Consider the following 18,054-nt stretch of genomic DNA (forward strand, 5'->3'; position numbering starts at 1 on the left):
ACCGATGAGCAACACCAAGTCCAACCCTCCCCAGGAGCGCGGGCGCCCCGATGAGCGCGAGGTGCGCGCCGAGCAGGACCGGGAGACCGCCCGGGAGCTCGGGGCCGCCGGCTCCCAGCTCTCCACCGCGCCCCGCGAGGAGGCCCTGGCGAGTCTTCCCGCCATGGGCGTCATCGGCTGGGTCCGCTGGTTCTGGCGTCAGCTCACCTCCATGCGGGTCGCGCTGATCCTGCTGTTCCTGCTGTCGCTCGGCGCGATCCCCGGCTCGCTGATCCCGCAGAACAGCGTCGACGAGCTCAAGGTGCAGACCTTCAAGGGACTCCACACCACCGTCTCGCCGATCTACGAGAAGCTCCAGTTCTTCGACGTCTACAGCTCGGTGTGGTTCTCCGCGATCTACATCCTGCTGTTCATCTCGCTCATCGGCTGCATCGTCCCGCGCACCGGCACGTTCATCGGCCAGCTCCGCAGCCGCCCGCCGGGCGCGCCCAAACGCCTGACCCGGCTGCCCGCGTACACCACCTGGCGCACCGAGGCCGAACCCGAGCAGGTCCGCGAGGCCGCGCTCGCCATGATGCGCAAGCGCCGCTACCGGGCCCATGAGGCAGGTGACGCCGTCGCCGCGGAGAAGGGCTATCTGCGCGAGGCCGGGAACCTGATGTTCCACATCGCGCTCATCGTGATGCTGGTGGCCTTCGCCTGGGGACAGCTCTTCAAGTCCGAGGGCGGCAAGCTGGTCGTCGAGGGTGACGGGTTCTCCAACACGATCACCCAGTACGACGACTTCAAGTCCGGCTCGCTCTACGACAAGGACACGCTCGCCCCCTTCAGCTTCACCCTCGACGACTTCGTCGGCACGTACGAGCGCAGCGGCCCGCAGATCGGTACGCCCCGCACCTACGAGGCCCGCATCACGTACTCCGAGGGCGCGTACGGCAAGTCGAAGAAGGGCGTCATCAAGGTCAACGAACCCCTCGTCGTCGACGGTACGAAGGTCTATCTCAACGCCCACGGCTACGCGCCCGTCGTCTCCGTCAAGGACGGCCGCGGCAAGGAGGTCTACAAGGCCGCCGTGCCGCTGCTGCCGATCGACAACAACGTCACCTCCTCCGGTGCGATCAAGGTGATGGACGGCTACCGCGACAAGAGCGGGAAGAAGGAGCAGCTGGGCTTCCAGGCCTTCTTCGTGCCGACCTTCGCGGGGAGCGGCAAGGGGACGATGTTCTCGCAGTTCCCCGCCGCCGACATGCCGGTGCTCGCGCTCAACGGATTCCACGGCTCGCTCGGCGTCGACTCCGGACTGCCGCAGAACGTGTACCAGCTGAACACGTCCAAGATGAAGGAGTTCAAGGACTCCCGGGGCGAGCAGCTCAAGCAGCGGCTGCTCGTCGGCGAGACCATGAAGCTGCCCGGCGGCGCCGGCTCCATCACCTTCGAGGGCCTCCAGGAGTGGGCGAGCTTCCAGATCTCCGAGCAGCCCGCCAGCGGCTGGGCGCTCACCGGGGCCATCGGCGCCATCGCCGGACTGGCCGGCTCGCTGTTCATCCAGCGGCGCCGGGTCTGGATCCGTGCCGTGCGCGGCGACGACGGCGTCACCGTCGTCGAAATGGCGGGGCTCGGCCGCAGCGAGTCCGCGAAGCTTCCCGAGGAGCTGGCCGATCTCGCGGTCACGCTCAACGCCGAGGCGCCCACGGCGCCCGGCCCAGACACCGACCCCGACACCGATCCGGACGGCGGCGCCCCCGTCGCCGCCGCGTCCTCCGCAGAGCCTTCCGAAGGGGCTGAGAAGTGAATCTCGCCGCCGCAACCAACGAGAATCTGGCACACACCAGCAATGTGCTGATCTACTCGTCGATGGCCGTCTACACCCTGGCCTTCTTCGCGCACATCGCGGAGTGGGTCTTCGGGTCCCGGAGCAAGGTCGGCCGCACGGCCGCCGAGCTGACCGCCGAGGGCGCCGCCGGCACGGTGAAGGTCCAGGTCGCGCAGAAGGGCGGCACCACCGCCGTCCTGGAACGGCCGAAGATCGTCACCCGGTCCGCGGCCGGAACGCGCGACGTGCCGGACGGCCCCGGCGCCGCGGGCGGCACCTTCAAGGGCGACCTCTACGGGCGGATCGCGGTCTCCATGACCGTGCTCGCCTTCCTCATCCAGGCCGGCGGCGTCATCGCCCGCGCCCTTTCCGTGCAGCGTGCCCCCTGGGGCAACATGTACGAGTTCTCGATCACGTTCTCCACGGTGGCGGTCGGCGCGTACCTGGTCCTGCTCGCCCTGAAGAAGAACGTCCGCTGGATGGGCCTGATCCTGGTCACCGCCATCCTGCTGGACCTCGGCCTCGCGACCACGGTGCTCTACACCTCCAGCGACCAGCTGGTGCCCGCACTGCACTCGTACTGGCTGTGGATCCACGTCTCCACCGCCATCGTCTGCGGCGCCGTGTTCTTCATCGGCGGCATCGGCACCCTCATCTACCTCTTCCGCGACAGCTACGAGAGCAAGATCGCCAATGGGCGGGAGCCGGGCGCGTTCGCCCAGTCCGTGCTCTCCCGGATGCCGTCCGCGTCGAGCCTCGACAAGTTCTCGTACCGGATCAACGCCGCCGTCTTCCCGCTGTGGACGTTCACGATCATCGCGGGCGCGATCTGGGCCGGCGACGCCTGGGGCCGTTACTGGGGCTGGGACCCCAAGGAGGTCTGGTCCTTCATCACCTGGGTGGCGTACGCCTGCTACCTGCACGCCCGGGCCACCGCCGGATGGAAGGGCCGCAAGGCCGCCTACCTGGCGCTGATCGCCTTCGCCTGCTGGATCTTCAACTACTACGGCGTCAACATCTTCGTCACCGGCAAGCACTCCTACGCCGGAGTCTGAGCCCGTACGACACGGCTGCCCGTCCCCGCTCCGGCGGGGGCGGGCAGCCGTTTCGCGTATCTCCGGTCAGGGCGCCGACGGGGGCAGGCACTGCTCCTTCGGCGGGGCGCCCTCCGGCCAGGCCAGCGCCGCGAACCGCTGATGCGGCGGGTCCGGAGCCAGCTCCACCACCGGCACGGCCTTGTTGTACGGGTTGCCGTGGTTGTCCAGGCAGATCCAGCCGCTGGCCCCCCGCACCCGCAGTGAGCCCTTCACCCGGGTCCACTGCCCGCCCACGTCCTCCAGGTTCGGCAGCCGCTTCCCGTCCGGGGTCGCCCGCCGGATGCCCGCCACCGCCAGCGTCATCGCGTCATGGGCGATGATCAGCTGCCCGTCGGTCAGGTCGTCGTGCGCGGCCGGCCCGATCGGACCGGCCGGCTTCCGCCCCACCTCGGCCAGGAGCTCCACGAAGGCCCGGTAGTCCCCCGCCGAACCGCCCGCCGGGGCCTTCTTCCCCGCCGCCACCGCCGGCCAGGCGTCCGGATGCGCCAGCGAGGCGTAGCGCACCGTCACCTTGCGCCGCAGCGCGCTCCGGTCGAGCTTCGTGTCGTCGCCCAGGTACGAACCCTCGTCACCCGTGAGCACCGTGAAGCGGCGGTCCTGACACCCGCGCGCGCCCAGGGCGTTGACGAACTGGCGCAGCTGGACATGACGTCCCGCGAAGAACACCGTGTCCGCGTCCGTGTCGCAGATCAGATGTGTGATCTGCTCGAAGGTGTTCGCCGTGGTGCCCTCGTCGTACGGATCCGCGCGCGAGGTGAACAGCTCCGCCTGGTACCGCGACCCCTTGAGCAGGGTGCTGAACGCCGCCTTCAGGGTGTCCGTGTAGTGGTCGCCGCTGCGGGTGTCCTGCACCAGCAGCGCCTTGTCGGCCTTCACCTCACCGAACGAGGCGAGGGCGCGGGCCTCGTCCCGGTTGGTCGGCGAGACCCGCGCCAGGCCGGGGAACGGGTCGCCGGCCGCGCCGTTGGCGATGTCGTCGGCGGTGATCGTGGAGCCCACGACCGGGATGCCGGCCCCGGTCAGCTCCTTCACCGCCTCCTTGGCCTGCGTACTGCTGATCGCGACGCCCGACACCGCGCGCAACCGGTCCGGGGCCCCCGTCATCGTCAGCAGCCGGTCCACCACCGGACGCCAGAGCAGGCTGTTGTTCCCGGTGTTGGCGAGCACCACCCGGATCTGCGGAACCTGCCCGTTCGCGTGGTGGTTCGCCCGGTACTGCGCGGCGAACGCCCCCTGGAGTTCGCGCAGCACCTTCCGGCGCATCGACGCGTCGGTCGACGTCAGCGGCAGCAGCAACGCCACGGTGGCGTACCGCCCCGGCTTCAGCGAGGCGTTCTCCCGGCCGATCGCGGAGGCGACCCGGGTCAGCTGCGACTGCCCGAAGTCGTACCCGGTCCCGGACACCCCGACGCATTCCGAACTGCCCTGCGGCCGGGCCACCCCCGCCGCGCAGGAACGGTCCTCGGGCGCGGTCAGACGGTCCACCCCGTACCAGCCGGACGTGATGAGCAGGGCGCCCACCACGAGGGACGTGATGATCTTCTGCCGGGTGGTCCACCACAGGCGGTACCGCAGCGGGTTACGCATCCGGACCACCGTCCCCCGGACCGTGCGGTCCGGCCGGCGCCCCCGGCGGCATGGACAGGGCCCGCCATTCCCGCAGGTCGCGCGGCCAGTGCGTCGCCGCGTCCCAGAGCACCGCGTGCCCCGTCGGATGCCTGCCGGACAACTGCCGCAGCTCGTGCGCCATCTTGTCGATCACCTCTTCGTCGGGCAGGGCCAGCGGATCGGACAGCAGCCACACGGCGTGCAGCAACCGCCGCAGCTGCAACTGGAGCTCGGCAGCCCGCTCGTCGAGGCCGGCGAGCGCCGCCCGCTCCTCGTCGGACGCGGCCGCCCGCCCCAGCGCGACGGCCCGCCGCGGATCGGGGCCGGTACGGCCCGGCGGGCGGGGGCAGGGCGCCGAGGCGATGAACCGCAGCGCGTCGAGCCAGCCCAGCACGTCGGGCCGGGCGAACTGGACCCGCAGATGCGTCACGCAGTCCTCCGCCGCGCCCAGCACCAGCTCCTGGTGCAGCCGGTGCGGTTCGCTCGGACAGCTGCCGCCGGCGGCGTACGCCGACCGCAGCGTCTCGTGCACCGCACGCCACACCGCGTAGTACGGCGGATCGTCGTCCTGGAACCGCAACCGGTGCAGCAGCAGCGCGCGCAGCAGCGGATCGGCCACGAAGTGCTCCGGTCCCACCGCCCAGTCCTCCGACCGCAGCGCGTCCCGCACCCGCAGCGCCACATCACCGTCCAGCGACTCCCCGCGCAGCCGGGTCGTCGCCAGCAGCCGCGCCGAGACCTCGCCGTGCGCGGCGGCGAGCACGCTCAGCACGTCCGGGCGCTGCCCCGGCAGCAGCCGCTCCAGCAGCTCGTCGGCCACCCGCACCGGCGGCCGGTCCTCCCGCAGCTCCACCGTGCCGTCGAGCAGCGCCCCCGGCACCAGAGCGCCCGGGTCCGGCGACTCGCCCGCCGCCTGCGCCAGCCGGGCCACCCCCAGCGGCCGCCCGCCCGTCAGCCGGTGCACCCCGCGCGCCAGCCCGGCGGGGGTCCGGCCGTGCGGGTCGTGCCGGTCGAGCGCGGCGCGCACATGGCCGGCGTCCAGCGGGGTCAGGCCGACGGCCAGGATGCCGGACGTCACCTCCGTGCCCCGGACCCAGTGCGAGGCGTGCGCCACCTCGGGCAGCCGCCGGCGCACCGCGTGGCTCAGGCCCGCGTGGTCACGGACGCGCGAGGACGCGAACACCGCGATCTGGTCCCGTGCCCCGCTCGCGCGCTGCCGCAGCAGCGGCTCGACCAGCTGCCGGCCCAGCGCGGTGTGCGCGTTGTCGAGGAGCAGGACCGGGCGGCCCCGCCGGGCGCCGCGCGCCATGCCGCGGTAGGCCCGCACCAGGTCCGCGACCAGGGCCAGCACCAGATGGTCCTCGGCACGCCGGCGCAGATCACCGCCCCGCTCGAAGTCGACCGCGAGCTGGCGCAGCCCGACGCGCCCGTTGCCGCCCGCCTGCGGATACGTGCCGTACCAGTCCGCCGAACGCCGCTGGAAGCGGCTGAACGTCTCCTCCAGCACCGTCTCCACGGTCGCCTCGGCCACCATCCCGGCCATCGGCGCCACCGAGTCGAACGCGCCGGCGGCCAGCTTCGTCAGCACCTTGGTGACCCACCCCGTCGCGGCGTCGCCCCGGGTGTCGAGCGTCGCCAGCACCGGCCCGAGCGACTGCAGATCCCGCTGCGCCCGCGACTCGTCCTCCCGTCGCCAGGAGACCGAGGCCACCGCCACCAGCCCGAGGCTCAGACGGGGGAACTGCACCGGACGGGCCGCGTGCACCCGCGCCGTGAGCTGGGTGGCGAGCTCCGGCAGGACCCCGGTCACCGGCGTCCAGCCGGGGCCCGGATCCGCGGGCGGCAGCACGGCCTCGCAGTCCACCAGGGCGACCGGGGTGATCTCGCGGTACAGGCTGCGCAGTTGCTTGAGCGCGGCCGTCTTGCCCATGCCGCGCCCGCCGGTCAGCACCGCGACGGGCGGGTCGTCACCGTGCTCGCACGTGACCCGACGGGCACCGTGGGGAGTGAGACCGGTCAGCCGCGCCGCAAGTCCGTCGTCACCGAAAATCGCCTCGCGCCCGTACAGCTCTCGCTCCACAGCACCCCCAGCGCCGCCGCCCACCCCGGTCTGTCACACCGTCAACATCAGGATATCGGGCGCATGTTGGGCGAAGGTCAAGATTTTCGAACGATCGGCGCGCGGGACCCGGCGGGGCAGGGGCCTCAGGCGTCGGTGAGGCCCCCGCTCCCGCCGGCCGGGCTCAGGAGGGCATCGGGGTGTCCAGCACCGCCTTGCGGTGACTGAACGTCTCCAGCGAGTACCGGCCGTGGTAACTGCCCATCCCGCTCTCGCCGACCCCGCCGAACGGCAGGTCGGAGACGGTGAGATGGGCCAGCGGCAGTCCGATGCCGACCGCACCCGACGAGGTCTCGCCGATCAGCCGCTCACGTACGGCGTCGGAATCGGTGAACGCGTACAGGGCCAGCGGCTTGTCGCGGTCGTTGATGAACGCGATCGCCTCGTCCAGACCGCCGACCGTCACGATCGGGAGCACCGGCCCGAAGATCTCCTCCCGCATCACGGGCGCGTCCGGCGCCACGTCGGCCAGCACGGTCGGGGCGATGTACTTGCTGTCCCGGTCGTACGTCCCGCCGGTCACCGTGCGGCCGGAGCCGAGCAGCCCCGTCAGCCGGTCGAAGTGGCGCCGGTTCACGATCCGCCCGTACTCCGGGTGCGTCGAGGCGTCCGCTCCGAACAGCCCCTCGACCGCCTCCGCGAGGGCGTCCGCGAGGGCGGCTCCGGTCTCCGGGTCGGTGAGGACGTAGTCGGGGGCGACGCACGTCTGGCCCGCGTTCAGGAACTTGCCGGCCGCCAGCCGGCCCGCGACCGCCTTCAGATCGGTGTCCCGGTCCACGAACACCGGTGACTTGCCGCCCAGTTCGAGCGTCACCGGCGTGAGGTGCTTCGCCGCGGCGGCCATCACGATCCGGCCCACCGTGCCGTTGCCGGTGTAGAAGATGTGGTCGAACCGCTCCGCGAGCAGCGCCGTGGTCTCGGGGACCGCCCCCTCCACGACGGCGACCGCGTCCGTGTCCAGATAGCGCGGCAGGAGCCGCGCGACGGCGGCAGAGGTCGCGGGCGCCATCTCGCTCGGCTTCACCACCACGGTGTTGCCCCCGGCCAGGGCGCCGACGACCGGGGCGAGCAGCAGCTGCGCCGGGTAGTTCCAGGGCGCGATGACCAGGACGACGCCGAGCGGGTCCTGCACGGTGAGCGCCTTCGCCCCGCCCAGCGACGCCGGTACGGGCGCGGGCTCGGGTCGCAGCCAGTCGGCCAGGTGCACCAGCGTGTGGTCGATCTCGCGGATCGTGAAGTCGATCTCGGTGCGGTACGCCTCCTTGCGGCTCTTGCCGAGATCGGCGTTGAGCGCGTGGGCGAGGTCGTCACCGCGCTCGGTGAGCAGCGCGCGCAGCCGCCGGAGCTGGTCCGTACGCCAGTCGAGGCTCTTGGTGCGCCCGGTACGGAAGGTGGCGCGGAGGCGGTCGACCGTCTCGGCCGGGGACTCGGCGGGGGCGAGCGCGGCGACGATCTCGCGGGCCAGCTGCTCGGAGGAGGCCGGATTCTGGCCGGTGTGCAGGGTGCGGTCGGTGACGGTGTGCGGGGTGAAGGGGGCGGCGGCCGTGTAGTCGGCGCCCAGCTCGACCAGCCGGTCCTCCAGCAGCCAGGGCGCCTTGCCGGCGAGGCCGCCGATGGACTCCTCGGCGTTGCTGAATCCGGTCATGCGGTAGCCGGCGAAGGGCCAGGACCCGTCCTCGCTCCGGGCGGCGAGCAGGGCGGCCGGCGCGTGGCACAGCACGCCGAGGTGCGTACCGGAGCGGAGCGCGGTGGCCAGCAGCCGCCCGGAGAGCTCGCTCACGGCCAGGTCCTCCATGGGGCCGTGGCCGCCGGGGTAGAAGACGGCGTCGTAGCGGCCGGGGTGGATGTCCTCGAGCCGGGCCGGGCTGCGGAGCTCGGGGCCGATCGCGTCGAGGTACGCGGCGACGGCGTCGGCCTGCTCCTGTCCGCCGTTGGCGGCGGCCGTCAGGCTGCCCGCGTCGACGGTGGGGGTCACACCGCCCGGGGTGGCGAGGGTGATGGCGTAGCCGGCCTCGGTGAAGACCCGGTGCGGAGCGGCCAGCTCCTCGGCCCAGAACCCGGTGGGGTGGGTGGTGCCGTCGTTGAGGGTCCAGCGGTCGGCGCCGGTGATCACGAACAGTACGGAGGGCATGGGGGTACTCCCTGCGAGCGGCGGGATGCGGGGGTGTGAGGTGCGGGGGCGCGAAGCGCGAGACCGCCACAGAGCTTGATATGCTCAAGCAATACAGTTCATGTAACTGTCAAAAGTTGAGTATGTCAAATAAGTGTCTGCGGATGCCGATCGAAGAATGGCCGACCATGACCACCGAACCGACGCCCCGCGCCGCCACTGCTCCGGACGATCGACCCGTCCCGTCCCCGGAGGATCTCCTGGAGCCCCTGGCCGTCGTCGTGCGCGGCCACCACGACGACCTCACCGCCGCCGCCGCCCGTCATGGTCTGTCGACCTCCCAGGCCCGTGCGCTCATCGCACTCAACGAGCCCATGCCCATGAGCGCGCTCGCCGCCCACCTGGTCTGCGACGCGTCCAACGCCACCGGTCTCGTCGGCCGCATGGAGACCCGCGGACTGGTCAGCCGGGCCCCGTCCCCCGACGACCGCCGCTCCAAGGTCGCGAGCCGCACCCCCGAAGGCACGGCGCTCGCCCACACGATCCGCGCCGAGATGCGCGCCGTGCACGGCGCGCTCGAGGCGCTCACCGCCGAGGAGCGCACAGCACTGCTGCCCCTGCTCGACAAGCTGGGGCAGCTGCTGTACGCGTGATCCGGGCTCGGTGTTCGGGTGGGGTCCGGGTCAGGAAGCGGGCGGGGGCGTTCCCTCCGACCCGTTCTCCCGCCGCTTGAGCTCGTCCTCGCGGCGGCGCAGGTCGGCCTCCCAGTCCTTGAGGACGGCCTCGTCCTTCTCGTTCTCGTCCTTGAGCGACTTCAGGAAGTCGGGGTTGTCGTCCGGCGCCACCCACTGCTGCCGGTGGTTGCGGTGCCACTCGGACGGCGTACGGCCTCCGGCGGGCGCCTCGCGCAGCTTGCCCGCGGCCAGCCACACGATCGGGCCGACGATCCAGAACAGCAGGATGATGAAGACCCAGGCGACCTTCGGCAGGTGCTTGGCCTCGTCCTCCGGGGTGTTCAGGCAGTCGATGAACGCGTAGATCGTCAGCGCCAGAGGCAGGAGATAGATCAGAGCCCGGAACATGGTGGAGAGATCCCCCCGCGGAGAGTTGGCGGGGCAATGCCCCGCCCCGGTGACGGGCCCAGGGTAGCGGGTGGCCGATACTGGACCGCATGGCTTACGACGATCTTCGATCCCTCCTCCGGGCTCTGGAGCGCGAGGGCGAGCTCAAGCGCATCAAGGCCGAGGTCGACCCGTATCTGGAGGTCGGTGAGATCGTCGACCGGGTGAACAAGGCCGGCGGGCCCGCGCTGCTCTTCGAGAACGTCAAGGGCTCCTCGATGCCCCTGGCCATGAACGTCTTCGGCACCGACAAGCGCCTCCTCAAGGCGCTCGGGCTGAAGTCCTACGCCGACATCAGCGACAAGATCGGCGGACTGCTCAAGCCCGAGCTGCCGCACGGTTTCGTCGGCGTGCGGGAGGCCTTCGGCAAGCTCGGCACGATGGTGCACGTACCGCCGAAGAAGGTGAAGTCCGAGAACGCCCCCGTCCAGGAGGTCGTCCTCACCGGCGACGACGTGGACCTCGACCGGCTGCCCGCGCTGTTCACCTGGCCCAAGGACGGCGGCTCCTTCTTCAACCTGGGGCTCACCCACACCAAGCACCCCGAGACCGGTGTCCGGAACCTGGGGCTCTACCGGCTCCAGCGCCACGACCGCCGCACCATCGGGATGCACTGGCAGATCCACAAGGACAGCCGCAACCACTACCAGGTCGCCGCCAAGCGCGGTGAGCGGCTGCCCGTCGCCATCGCCTTCGGAGCGCCGCCCGCGGTCACGTACGCCTCCACCGCACCGCTGCCCGGGGACATCGACGAGTACCTCTTCGCCGGGTTCATCCAGGGCAAGCGCATCGAGATGGTCGACTGCAAGACCGTGCCGCTCCAGGTCCCGGCCCACGCCGAGGTCGTCATCGAGGGATGGCTGGAGCCGGGCGAGATGCTCCCCGAGGGGCCGTTCGGCGACCACACCGGCTTCTACACGCCGCAGGAACCGTTCCCCGCACTGACCATCGACTGCGTGACCATGCGGAAGCGGCCGCTGCTCCAGTCCATCGTCGTCGGCCGGCCGCCGACCGAGGACGGTCCGCTGGGGCGCGCCACCGAGCGGTTCTTCCTGCCGCTGCTCAAGATCATCGTGCCGGACATCGTGGACTACCACCTGCCGGAGTCCGGTGGCTTCCACAACTGCGCGATCGTCTCGATCGACAAGAAGTACCCGAAGCACGCCCAGAAGGTGATGAGCGCGATCTGGGGCGCGCACATGATGTCGCTGACGAAGCTGATCGTCGTGGTGGACTCCGACTGCGATGTCCACGATCTGCACGAGGTCTCCTGGCGGGCGCTCGGCAACACCGACTACGCCCGCGACCTCACCGTCGCCGAGGGGCCCGTCGACCACCTCGACCACGCCTCGTACCAGCAGTTCTGGGGCGGCAAGGCGGGCATCGACGCGACGAAGAAGTGGCCCGAGGAGGGCTATACCCGGGACGGGGGCTGGCCTGACATGGTCGAGTCCGACCCGGAGACGGCGGCGAAGGTCGACCGCCGGTGGAAGGAATACGGACTGTGAGTGCCGCCGAAGCGACCCTGGGCTCCGGGCCCGCGCAACCGAACGGCAAGGTTCGCGCGTTCCTGCGGCTCGTGATGATCGAGCACTCGGTCTTCGCGCTGCCCTTCGCGTACATCGCCGCCCTGACCGCGATGTTCCTGAACGGCGGGTCGGTCCAGTGGGTCACGCTGCTGCTGGTCACCGTCGCGATGGTCGGGCTGCGGACGTTCGCGATGGCCGCGAACCGGATCATCGACCGGGAGATCGACGCGCGCAATCCGCGGACCGCCGGCCGGGAGCTGGTGACCGGCGCGGTGTCGGTGAAGTCGGCGTGGACGGGCGCGCTCGTCGCCGTCGTGGTGTTCCTGGGGGCCGCGGCCCTGCTGAACCCGCTCTGTCTGGCGCTGGCGCCGGTCGCGGTGGTCCCGATGGTCGTCTATCCGTACGGCAAGCGGTTCACGCACTACCCGCACGCGATCCTGGGCCTGGCGCAGGCCATGGGCCCGGTCGGCGCCTGGCTGGCGGTGACGGGCAGCTGGTCGTGGGACGCGGTGATCCTGGGCCTGGCCGTCGGCGTGTGGATCGGCGGCTTCGACCTGATCTTCGCCTGCCAGGACGTGCAGGCGGACCGCGCTCACGGGGTGCTGTCCGTCCCGGCGCGCTTCGGCGTCCCGGCGGCGCTGTGGGGGGCGCGGGTCTGCCACGTGGTGACGACGGGCCTGCTGGTCTGGTTCGGCCTGGCTGCGGAGGCGGGGGTCTTCTACTGGATCGGCATGGTGATCGTCGCCGTGGCCTTCGTGTACGAGCACCGGGTGGTGCGGCCGCACGATCTCTCCCGGCTGAACCGGGCGTTCTTCCAGGTCAACGGGTTCATCGGGATAGCGCTGTTCGCGTGTGCGCTGCTGGATCTGCTGGTGCGCGGCCTGACGGTGTAGGTCCGGGCCGGAGCTCCGGCGCCGGAGGCGGCGGTGCCGGACGCCGCGACGCCGCGGGGGAACTCCGGACGGACCCGGAGTACCCGCGGGGGCGCCGAACTCCTGACGCGCCCGGTGATCGGGGTGCCGGATAGGCTCGGGGGTGTGGATTCCGGGACTTCAGTGAGTCAGCAGCAGCGAAAGCCTTGGATTGTCGGGGTTTCGGGCGCTTCGGGCACCCCATTCGCCGCCTCCGTGCTGCGCGGTCTGCTGGCGGCGGGGGAGAGCGTCGATCTGGTGGTGAGCCGGGCCTCGCGGCTGACGCTGCTGGACGAGACGGGTATCGCGTTCCGCGACGCGCACTGGCGCGAGGACCTGGCCGGGTGGCTGGCGCGCGGCGCGGACGGGAAGCCGCACACCTTCGACGTGGACCTGTCCGGCGTGCGGCACTGGGCGGCGGGCGACCTGGCGGCGGGGCCTTCCTCGGGGTCGTATCCCGCGAAGGGGATGCTGATCGTGCCCGCGTCGACGGCGTGCGTGGCCGGAGTGGCGCTCGGGCTCTCGAAGGACCTGTTGCAGCGGGCCGCGAGCGTGACGCTCAAGGAGCGGCGGAAGCTGGTCGTCGCGGTGCGCGAGACGCCCTTGAGCGGTCAGACGCTGAAGCACATGGTGGCCCTGGACGAGGCCGGCGCCGTCGTGCTGCCCGCCTCCCCGGCGTTCTATGCGGGGGCCACGCACATCCAGGACCTGGTGGATTTCGTCGCGGGGCGGGTGCTGGACGCGGCGGGGGTTCCGCATCAGCTGTACCGCCGCTGGGAGGGCGAACTCGGTGGCGGCTCCCGCGACTGATCTCAGCTAATGGAATTGCAGGCCATGACGGCTGCATACCTTGGATTCAACACGTAGACTCGCGATACTGCTGAACAATGGAAGGTTTCAGTCATATGGACGCGGTGGACAGGCAGCTCATTCAGGCCCTCAGGGAGAACGGCAGGGCCTCGTACGCCGAGCTGGGGCGGCTCGTCGGGCTCTCCGGCCCCAGCGTCACCGACCGCATCAACCGGCTGGAGACCGCCGGTGTCATCACCGGTTACCGCGCCACCGTCGACGCGGCCTCCCTCGGTCTCGGGGTCACGGCCCTGATCGGCATCTCGCTCTCGGACGCCGCCGACCACGAGGACGTGGCCCGCAGGCTGAAGGACCTCGCCGAGATCGAGGACGCCTGGTTCATCGCGGGCGACGACTCGTACATGCTCAAGGTCCGGGTCGGTGACGTGGACGGCCTGGAGAAGACCATCCGCCGCCTCAGCGGTACCAAGGGAGTTTCGCGGACGCGCACGACCATCGTGCTCTCCACCAAGTGGGAGAACCGGGTCGGAGACCTTCCCGAGGAGAGCTAGGTGTATTGCCCCGCGGCGTCTGGCACGCACGCTCGCCGCGTTGTGGAAATGCCCTAGTAGCTCCGCTACGAGACCATTTCCACGCCTTGCGATCGCACGCACCAGACGCCGCCGAGCCCGCCCTCCGGGCGGACGGCGCTACTTTCGAAACACGCCCTAGGACCGTCCCGCACTCCCTGGCGGGCGCGCGACGGCAGCCACGGCACCCCGCCGTGTTGCCGAAACGCCCGAATACACCCCGTATGCGGGCGTCTCTCCGCCTTGCGATGCACCGCATCCGACGCCGTGCGCTGATCCCCCGGGAATTGCAGGACAGCCCTTAGGCGTACGGTGATCTGAGTCTGTTACGGAGAGAAATGGGAGGCGCCCTAGTGGACGCGGGACTCAAGCGCGAGCTGGAGCAGAAGGTCCGGGACGGTGAGCGGCTGACCCGCGAGGACGGGATCGCGCTCTATGAGTCCGACGACCTGGCCTGGCTCGGCGGGCTGGCCCATGAGGTGCGTACGCGTAAGAACGGCGACGTCGTCCACTTCAACGTCAACCGTCACCTCAACATGACCAACGTGTGCACCGCCTCGTGCGCGTACTGCTCCTTCCAGCGCAAGCCGGGGGAGAAGGACGCGTACACGATGCGCATCGAGGAGGCCGTCCGCCTCGCGAAGGCGATGGAGGGCGAGAGCCTCACCGAGCTGCACATCGTCAACGGGCTGCACCCCACCCTGCCGTGGCGCTACTACCCGCGCTCGCTGAGCGCGCTGAAGGAAGCGCTGCCGCAGGTCTCCCTCAAGGCGTTCACCGCCACCGAGATCCACCACTTCGAGACCATCTCCGGGCTGTCGGCCTCCGAGATCCTCGACGAGCTCATCGAGGCCGGTCTGGAGTCGCTGACCGGCGGCGGTGCGGAGATCTTCGACTGGGAGGTCCGCCAGCACATCGTCGACCACGCCACCCACTGGGAGGACTGGTCGCGCATCCACCGGCTCGCGCACGAGAAGGGTCTCAAGACCCCGGCGACGATGCTGTACGGGCACATCGAGGAGCCCCGTCACCGGGTCGACCACGTGCTGCGGCTGCGTGAACTGCAGGACGAGACCGGCGGCTTCCAGGTCTTCATCCCGCTGCGTTACCAGCACGACTTCGTGGACATGAAGGACGGCAAGGTCCGCAACAAGCTCCAGGCCAGGACGACGATGGCGACCGGCGCGGAGGCGCTGAAGACCTTCGCCGTCTCCCGGCTGCTGTTCGACAACGTCCCGCACGTCAAGGTCTTCTGGGTGATGCACGGCGTGCAGACCGCCCAGCTGGCGCTCCAGCACGGCGCGGACGACATGGACGGCTCGGTCGTCGAGTACAAGATCACGCACGACGCGGACAACTACGGCACGCCGAACAAGCTCGGCCGTGACGATCTGCTGGACCTGATCCGCGACGCGGGCTTCCGGCCCGTGGAGCGCAACACCCGGTACGAGATCATCCGCGAGTACCCGGGCCCCGACGCCGGGCGGCGCGAGTCGCCGCAGCCGATGCGGGTCTGACGCGCCGGGCGACGCAGTTCGCGCGGTGACGCGCGGCAGTGCGTGCAGCGCCGTACGAAAGCTCCGGCCGCCGTCCCCGGCCGGAGCTTTCTCGCGTTCCGGACCGTGGTTGAGCCGACAGCGAGTAATGGTTAATCTGCGCCCATGGCACTTACGTTTGAGCTGGATCCTCCGTTCGACCGGTCCGTCCGGGACGGCATCACGGCGCTCTGGACCGATGTGTCCAACGCCGGCGGCGCGGTGGGGTTCGTTCCGCCCGTGACGGCCGAGGACGTGCGGCCCGAGCTGGTCAAGCACCTCGTCGCCATGGAGGAGGGCCGGACCCGGCTGCTCGTCGGGTACGACGAGGACGGCGCCGTCGCCGCCACGGTCTTCCTCACCCGCAACACGCACCGCCTGATGGCGCACTGGCTCTGGGCCTACACCGTGATGGTCCACCCCCGCCACCAGGGCCGCGGCTACGGCCGCGACCTGATGGCCGCCGCCGCCGACGCCGCGCGCACCATCGAGGGCATCGAGGCGATCCGGCTCACCTGCCGCGGCGGCACGGGCGCCGACCGCTTCTACAGCGCCTGCGGTTACAAGGAGGTCGGTCGGGTCCCGGGAGCGATACGAGTGACCGAGGGCGACGACCGCGACGACGTCATCATGCTGCTGCCGCTCGGCTGAGCGCGTCCGGCGGGCCGGGCGCGCGGTTTCCGCAGCCCTCCGAACTGATCGATTGTGGGGCATGCTTCACTGGTCGGGCAGGACTGTCGTACGTAGAGAGAAGGCCAGCTGTGTCCGCTGCCAAGCCGAGCGCAACCATCCGGTACACCGCGATGCGTCTCAGCATCTTCGTCGGCTGCCTCGTCGTCGCCGCCGTCGCGGTCAACTTCGGGATCATCCCCTCCGGCGCCGGAGGGTCCAACGTCATCTGGGTCGTCCTGCTCGCGCTGGTGCTCTCCGCGCCGCTCAGCTACGTCCTCCTGCGCAAGCAGCGCGACGAGATGTCCGAGCAGATCGTGTCCTCGGTCGACCGCGCCAAGGCCCGCCTCGAGGCGAACCGCACGCGCGAGGACAGCGTCACCCAGTAGTGAGGGAGTGAGGGCTCGGTAAGGAACTTGTAAGCTTCCTCACAGTCGTCACCTTTCTTTTCGAAACCCCGGCACCGGAGCGCGCGCTCCCGTACTGGGGTTTTCGCGTTCCCGGAGCCGAGTTGGGCGCGGAACGGGGGCCGCCCACCGCTCCCGGGCCCCAAAGAAGACCTTTGAGGTTCTCAAAGTTCAAGTGTTAACGTGTTCGACATGAAGACTGTTGTGCGCCTCCGACCCGCCACGAGCGTCCCGCTCGTGGAGCGCCTTCACGTCGATCTCTGCCGCTGTATGTCCGCGGTCTGTTGCCGCAACGTCTGAGACCGATACCGGCACCATGCAGCGGCGCGCCCACGCGGGCGCCGCACCCCCGTCCCCCCGCACCGTCCCCGTGCGTCCCGATGCGTTCATCTGGAGTGTGTCCGTGTCCGCGAACCCCGCGTCCGCCACCACCGGTAAGCCCTCCGGCTCCGGTTTCCGCATACCGAAGGTGCCCTTCTGGGCCCAGATCGTCGCCGGCCTCGTCCTCGGCGTCCTGCTCGGCTGGCTCGCCCGCAGCCAGGACGTCAGCTGGCTCTACACCACGCTCGACAAGGTCGGCCACATCTTCGTCCAGCTGCTGAAGCTGGCCGTCGCGCCCCTCGTCTTCTTCGCGATCCTGGTGTCGATCACCAACCTGCGCAAGGTCAACAACGCCGCCAGGCTGGCCACCCGCACCCTGCTCTGGTTCATGATCACCTCGCTCATCGCGGTCGCCATCGGCCTCGCGATCGGCCTGATCACCAACCCGGGCTCCGGCACCGGCCTCACCCCGAAGGACGGCAAGCTCCCGGAGCACTCCGGCTCCTGGCTCGACTTCCTGACCGGCATCATCCCGGAGAACGTGATCACGCCGTTCACCGAGCTGAACGTCCTCCAGATCGTCTTCATGGCCGCCGTCGCCGGCATCGCCGCCCTGCAGCTCGGTGAGAAGGCCCAGCCGATCCTCACCCTCAGCGAGTCGATCCTGGAGCTCCTCCAGAAGGCCCTGTGGTGGGTCATCCGCCTCGCCCCCCTCGGCACCGTCGGCCTCATCGGCTACGCCATCGCCGACTACGGCTGGGACCTGATCGGCAAGTACGCGACGTTCACCGCCGACGTGTACATCGGCTGCGCCCTGGTGATGTTCGGCGTCTACCCGCTGCTGCTCGCCACCGTCGCCAAGGTCAGCCCGCTCCAGTTCTTCAAGGGCGCCTGGCCCGCGATCCAGCTCGCCTTCGTCTCCCGCTCCTCGGTCGGCACGATGCCGGTCACCCAGAAGGTCACCGAGCGCCTCGGCGTCCCGAAGGAGTACGCCTCCTTCGCGGTCCCGTTCGGTGCGACGACCAAGATGGACGGCTGCGCCGCGATCTACCCGGCGCTCGCCGCGATCTTCATCGCGCAGATCTTCGACGTGCAGCTGGGTGTCGGTGACTACATCCTCATCGCGTTCGTCTCGGTGATCGGCTCGGCGGCCACCGCCGGTCTGACCGGCGCCACGGTCATGCTGACCCTCACCCTGTCGACGCTGGGCCTCCCGCTGGAGGGTGTCGGCCTGCTGATGGCCATCGACCCGATCCTCGACATGATGAGGACGGCGACGAACGTGGCGGGCCAGGCTCTGATCCCGGTGCTCGTCTCGGCCCGCGAGAAGATCCTCGACCACGACGCCTACAACTCGGCCTCGGCCTCCCCGGTCGACGACGCCGAGGTGCGGGACGCCGAGCCGGAGCGCGTGCCGGTCGCCGCGTAACCGCGC

15 protein-coding genes are annotated in these 18,054 nt (G+C 70.5%); 11 read left to right on the forward strand and 4 right to left on the reverse strand.

The genetic code is table 11. The features are described 5' to 3' along the window. Nucleotides 1–4: 4 nt before the first annotated feature. Both E6R60_RS35280 and ccsB read left to right on the forward strand, forming a co-directional pair. The gene (locus tag E6R60_RS35280; RefSeq protein WP_136330816.1) at nt 5–1,792 is read left to right on the forward strand and encodes a cytochrome c biogenesis protein ResB; all 1,788 of its coding nucleotides are present in this window, start codon (nt 5–7) and stop codon (nt 1,790–1,792) included. Next, the gene (gene ccsB, locus E6R60_RS35285; RefSeq protein ID WP_136330817.1) at nt 1,789–2,868 is read left to right on the forward strand and encodes a c-type cytochrome biogenesis protein CcsB; all 1,080 of its coding nucleotides are present in this window, start codon (nt 1,789–1,791) and stop codon (nt 2,866–2,868) included. The genes E6R60_RS35280 and ccsB overlap by 4 nt, the downstream gene beginning before the upstream one ends. 66 nt (nt 2,869–2,934) lie before the next feature. Here the strand turns inward: ccsB and E6R60_RS35290 are convergent, their stop codons facing one another. From E6R60_RS35290 to E6R60_RS35300, 3 genes are all read right to left on the reverse strand, one after another. Then, nucleotides 2,935–4,497, reverse strand: a complete 1,563-nt coding sequence (locus tag E6R60_RS35290; RefSeq protein ID WP_136330818.1) for a hypothetical protein — start codon at nt 4,495–4,497, stop codon at nt 2,935–2,937. Further along, entirely contained in the window at nt 4,490–6,598 is a 2,109-nt protein-coding gene (locus tag E6R60_RS35295) for a hypothetical protein (protein WP_136330819.1), read from the reverse strand. Before E6R60_RS35295 ends, E6R60_RS35290 begins: the two co-directional genes overlap by 8 nt. A gap of 163 nt (nt 6,599–6,761) precedes the next feature. Beyond that, nucleotides 6,762–8,768, reverse strand: a complete 2,007-nt coding sequence (locus E6R60_RS35300; protein ID WP_136330820.1) for an aldehyde dehydrogenase family protein — start codon at nt 8,766–8,768, stop codon at nt 6,762–6,764. 167 nt (nt 8,769–8,935) lie between these two features. Between E6R60_RS35300 and E6R60_RS35305 the strand changes: the two genes are divergently transcribed. Beyond that, nucleotides 8,936–9,400 (forward strand): MarR family transcriptional regulator, encoded by a 465-nt coding sequence (locus E6R60_RS35305; RefSeq protein ID WP_136330821.1) that lies wholly within the window; start codon nt 8,936–8,938, stop codon nt 9,398–9,400. A 30-nt stretch (nt 9,401–9,430) separates the two neighbouring features. Here E6R60_RS35305 and E6R60_RS35310 read toward each other — a convergent pair whose 3' ends face one another. Beyond that, nucleotides 9,431–9,829, reverse strand: a complete 399-nt coding sequence (locus E6R60_RS35310; RefSeq protein ID WP_136330822.1) for a PLD nuclease N-terminal domain-containing protein — start codon at nt 9,827–9,829, stop codon at nt 9,431–9,433. Nucleotides 9,830–9,918: 89 nt separating this feature from the next. Here E6R60_RS35310 and E6R60_RS35315 point away from each other — a divergent pair, with 89 nt between their 5' ends. From E6R60_RS35315 to E6R60_RS35355, 8 genes are all read left to right on the forward strand, one after another. After that, the gene (locus E6R60_RS35315) at nt 9,919–11,376 is read left to right on the forward strand and encodes a menaquinone biosynthesis decarboxylase (RefSeq protein ID WP_136330823.1); all 1,458 of its coding nucleotides are present in this window, start codon (nt 9,919–9,921) and stop codon (nt 11,374–11,376) included. Beyond that, nucleotides 11,373–12,290 carry a menaquinone biosynthesis prenyltransferase MqnP gene (gene mqnP, locus E6R60_RS35320; RefSeq protein ID WP_136330824.1) on the forward strand — a complete coding sequence of 306 codons (918 nt, stop codon included), beginning with the start codon at nt 11,373–11,375 and terminating at the stop codon, nt 12,288–12,290. Before E6R60_RS35315 ends, mqnP begins: the two co-directional genes overlap by 4 nt. 162 nt (nt 12,291–12,452) lie before the next feature. Then, complete coding sequence (locus E6R60_RS35325; RefSeq protein WP_136330830.1) at nt 12,453–13,118, forward strand: UbiX family flavin prenyltransferase; 666 nt, start codon at nt 12,453–12,455, stop codon at nt 13,116–13,118. 95 nt (nt 13,119–13,213) lie between these two features. Further along, nucleotides 13,214–13,669, forward strand: a complete 456-nt coding sequence (locus E6R60_RS35330) for an Lrp/AsnC family transcriptional regulator (protein ID WP_136330825.1) — start codon at nt 13,214–13,216, stop codon at nt 13,667–13,669. A 371-nt stretch (nt 13,670–14,040) separates the two neighbouring features. After that, nucleotides 14,041–15,204 carry an aminofutalosine synthase MqnE gene (gene mqnE, locus E6R60_RS35340; RefSeq protein WP_136330831.1) on the forward strand — a complete coding sequence of 388 codons (1,164 nt, stop codon included), beginning with the start codon at nt 14,041–14,043 and terminating at the stop codon, nt 15,202–15,204. Between the two features lie 144 nt (nt 15,205–15,348). Then, nucleotides 15,349–15,873, forward strand: a complete 525-nt coding sequence (locus tag E6R60_RS35345) for a GNAT family N-acetyltransferase (protein ID WP_206309604.1) — start codon at nt 15,349–15,351, stop codon at nt 15,871–15,873. Nucleotides 15,874–16,025: 152 nt separating this feature from the next. Then, complete coding sequence (locus tag E6R60_RS35350; RefSeq protein WP_136330827.1) at nt 16,026–16,280, forward strand: DUF4229 domain-containing protein; 255 nt, start codon at nt 16,026–16,028, stop codon at nt 16,278–16,280. 421 nt (nt 16,281–16,701) lie between these two features. Beyond that, on the forward strand, nt 16,702–18,048 hold the full coding sequence (locus tag E6R60_RS35355) for a dicarboxylate/amino acid:cation symporter (protein ID WP_136330828.1): 1,347 nt from the start codon (nt 16,702–16,704) through the stop codon (nt 18,046–18,048). Nucleotides 18,049–18,054 lie beyond the last annotated feature (6 nt).

This window comes from Streptomyces sp. A0642, assembly GCF_004795105.1.
Taxonomy (GTDB): domain Bacteria; phylum Actinomycetota; class Actinomycetes; order Streptomycetales; family Streptomycetaceae; genus Streptomyces.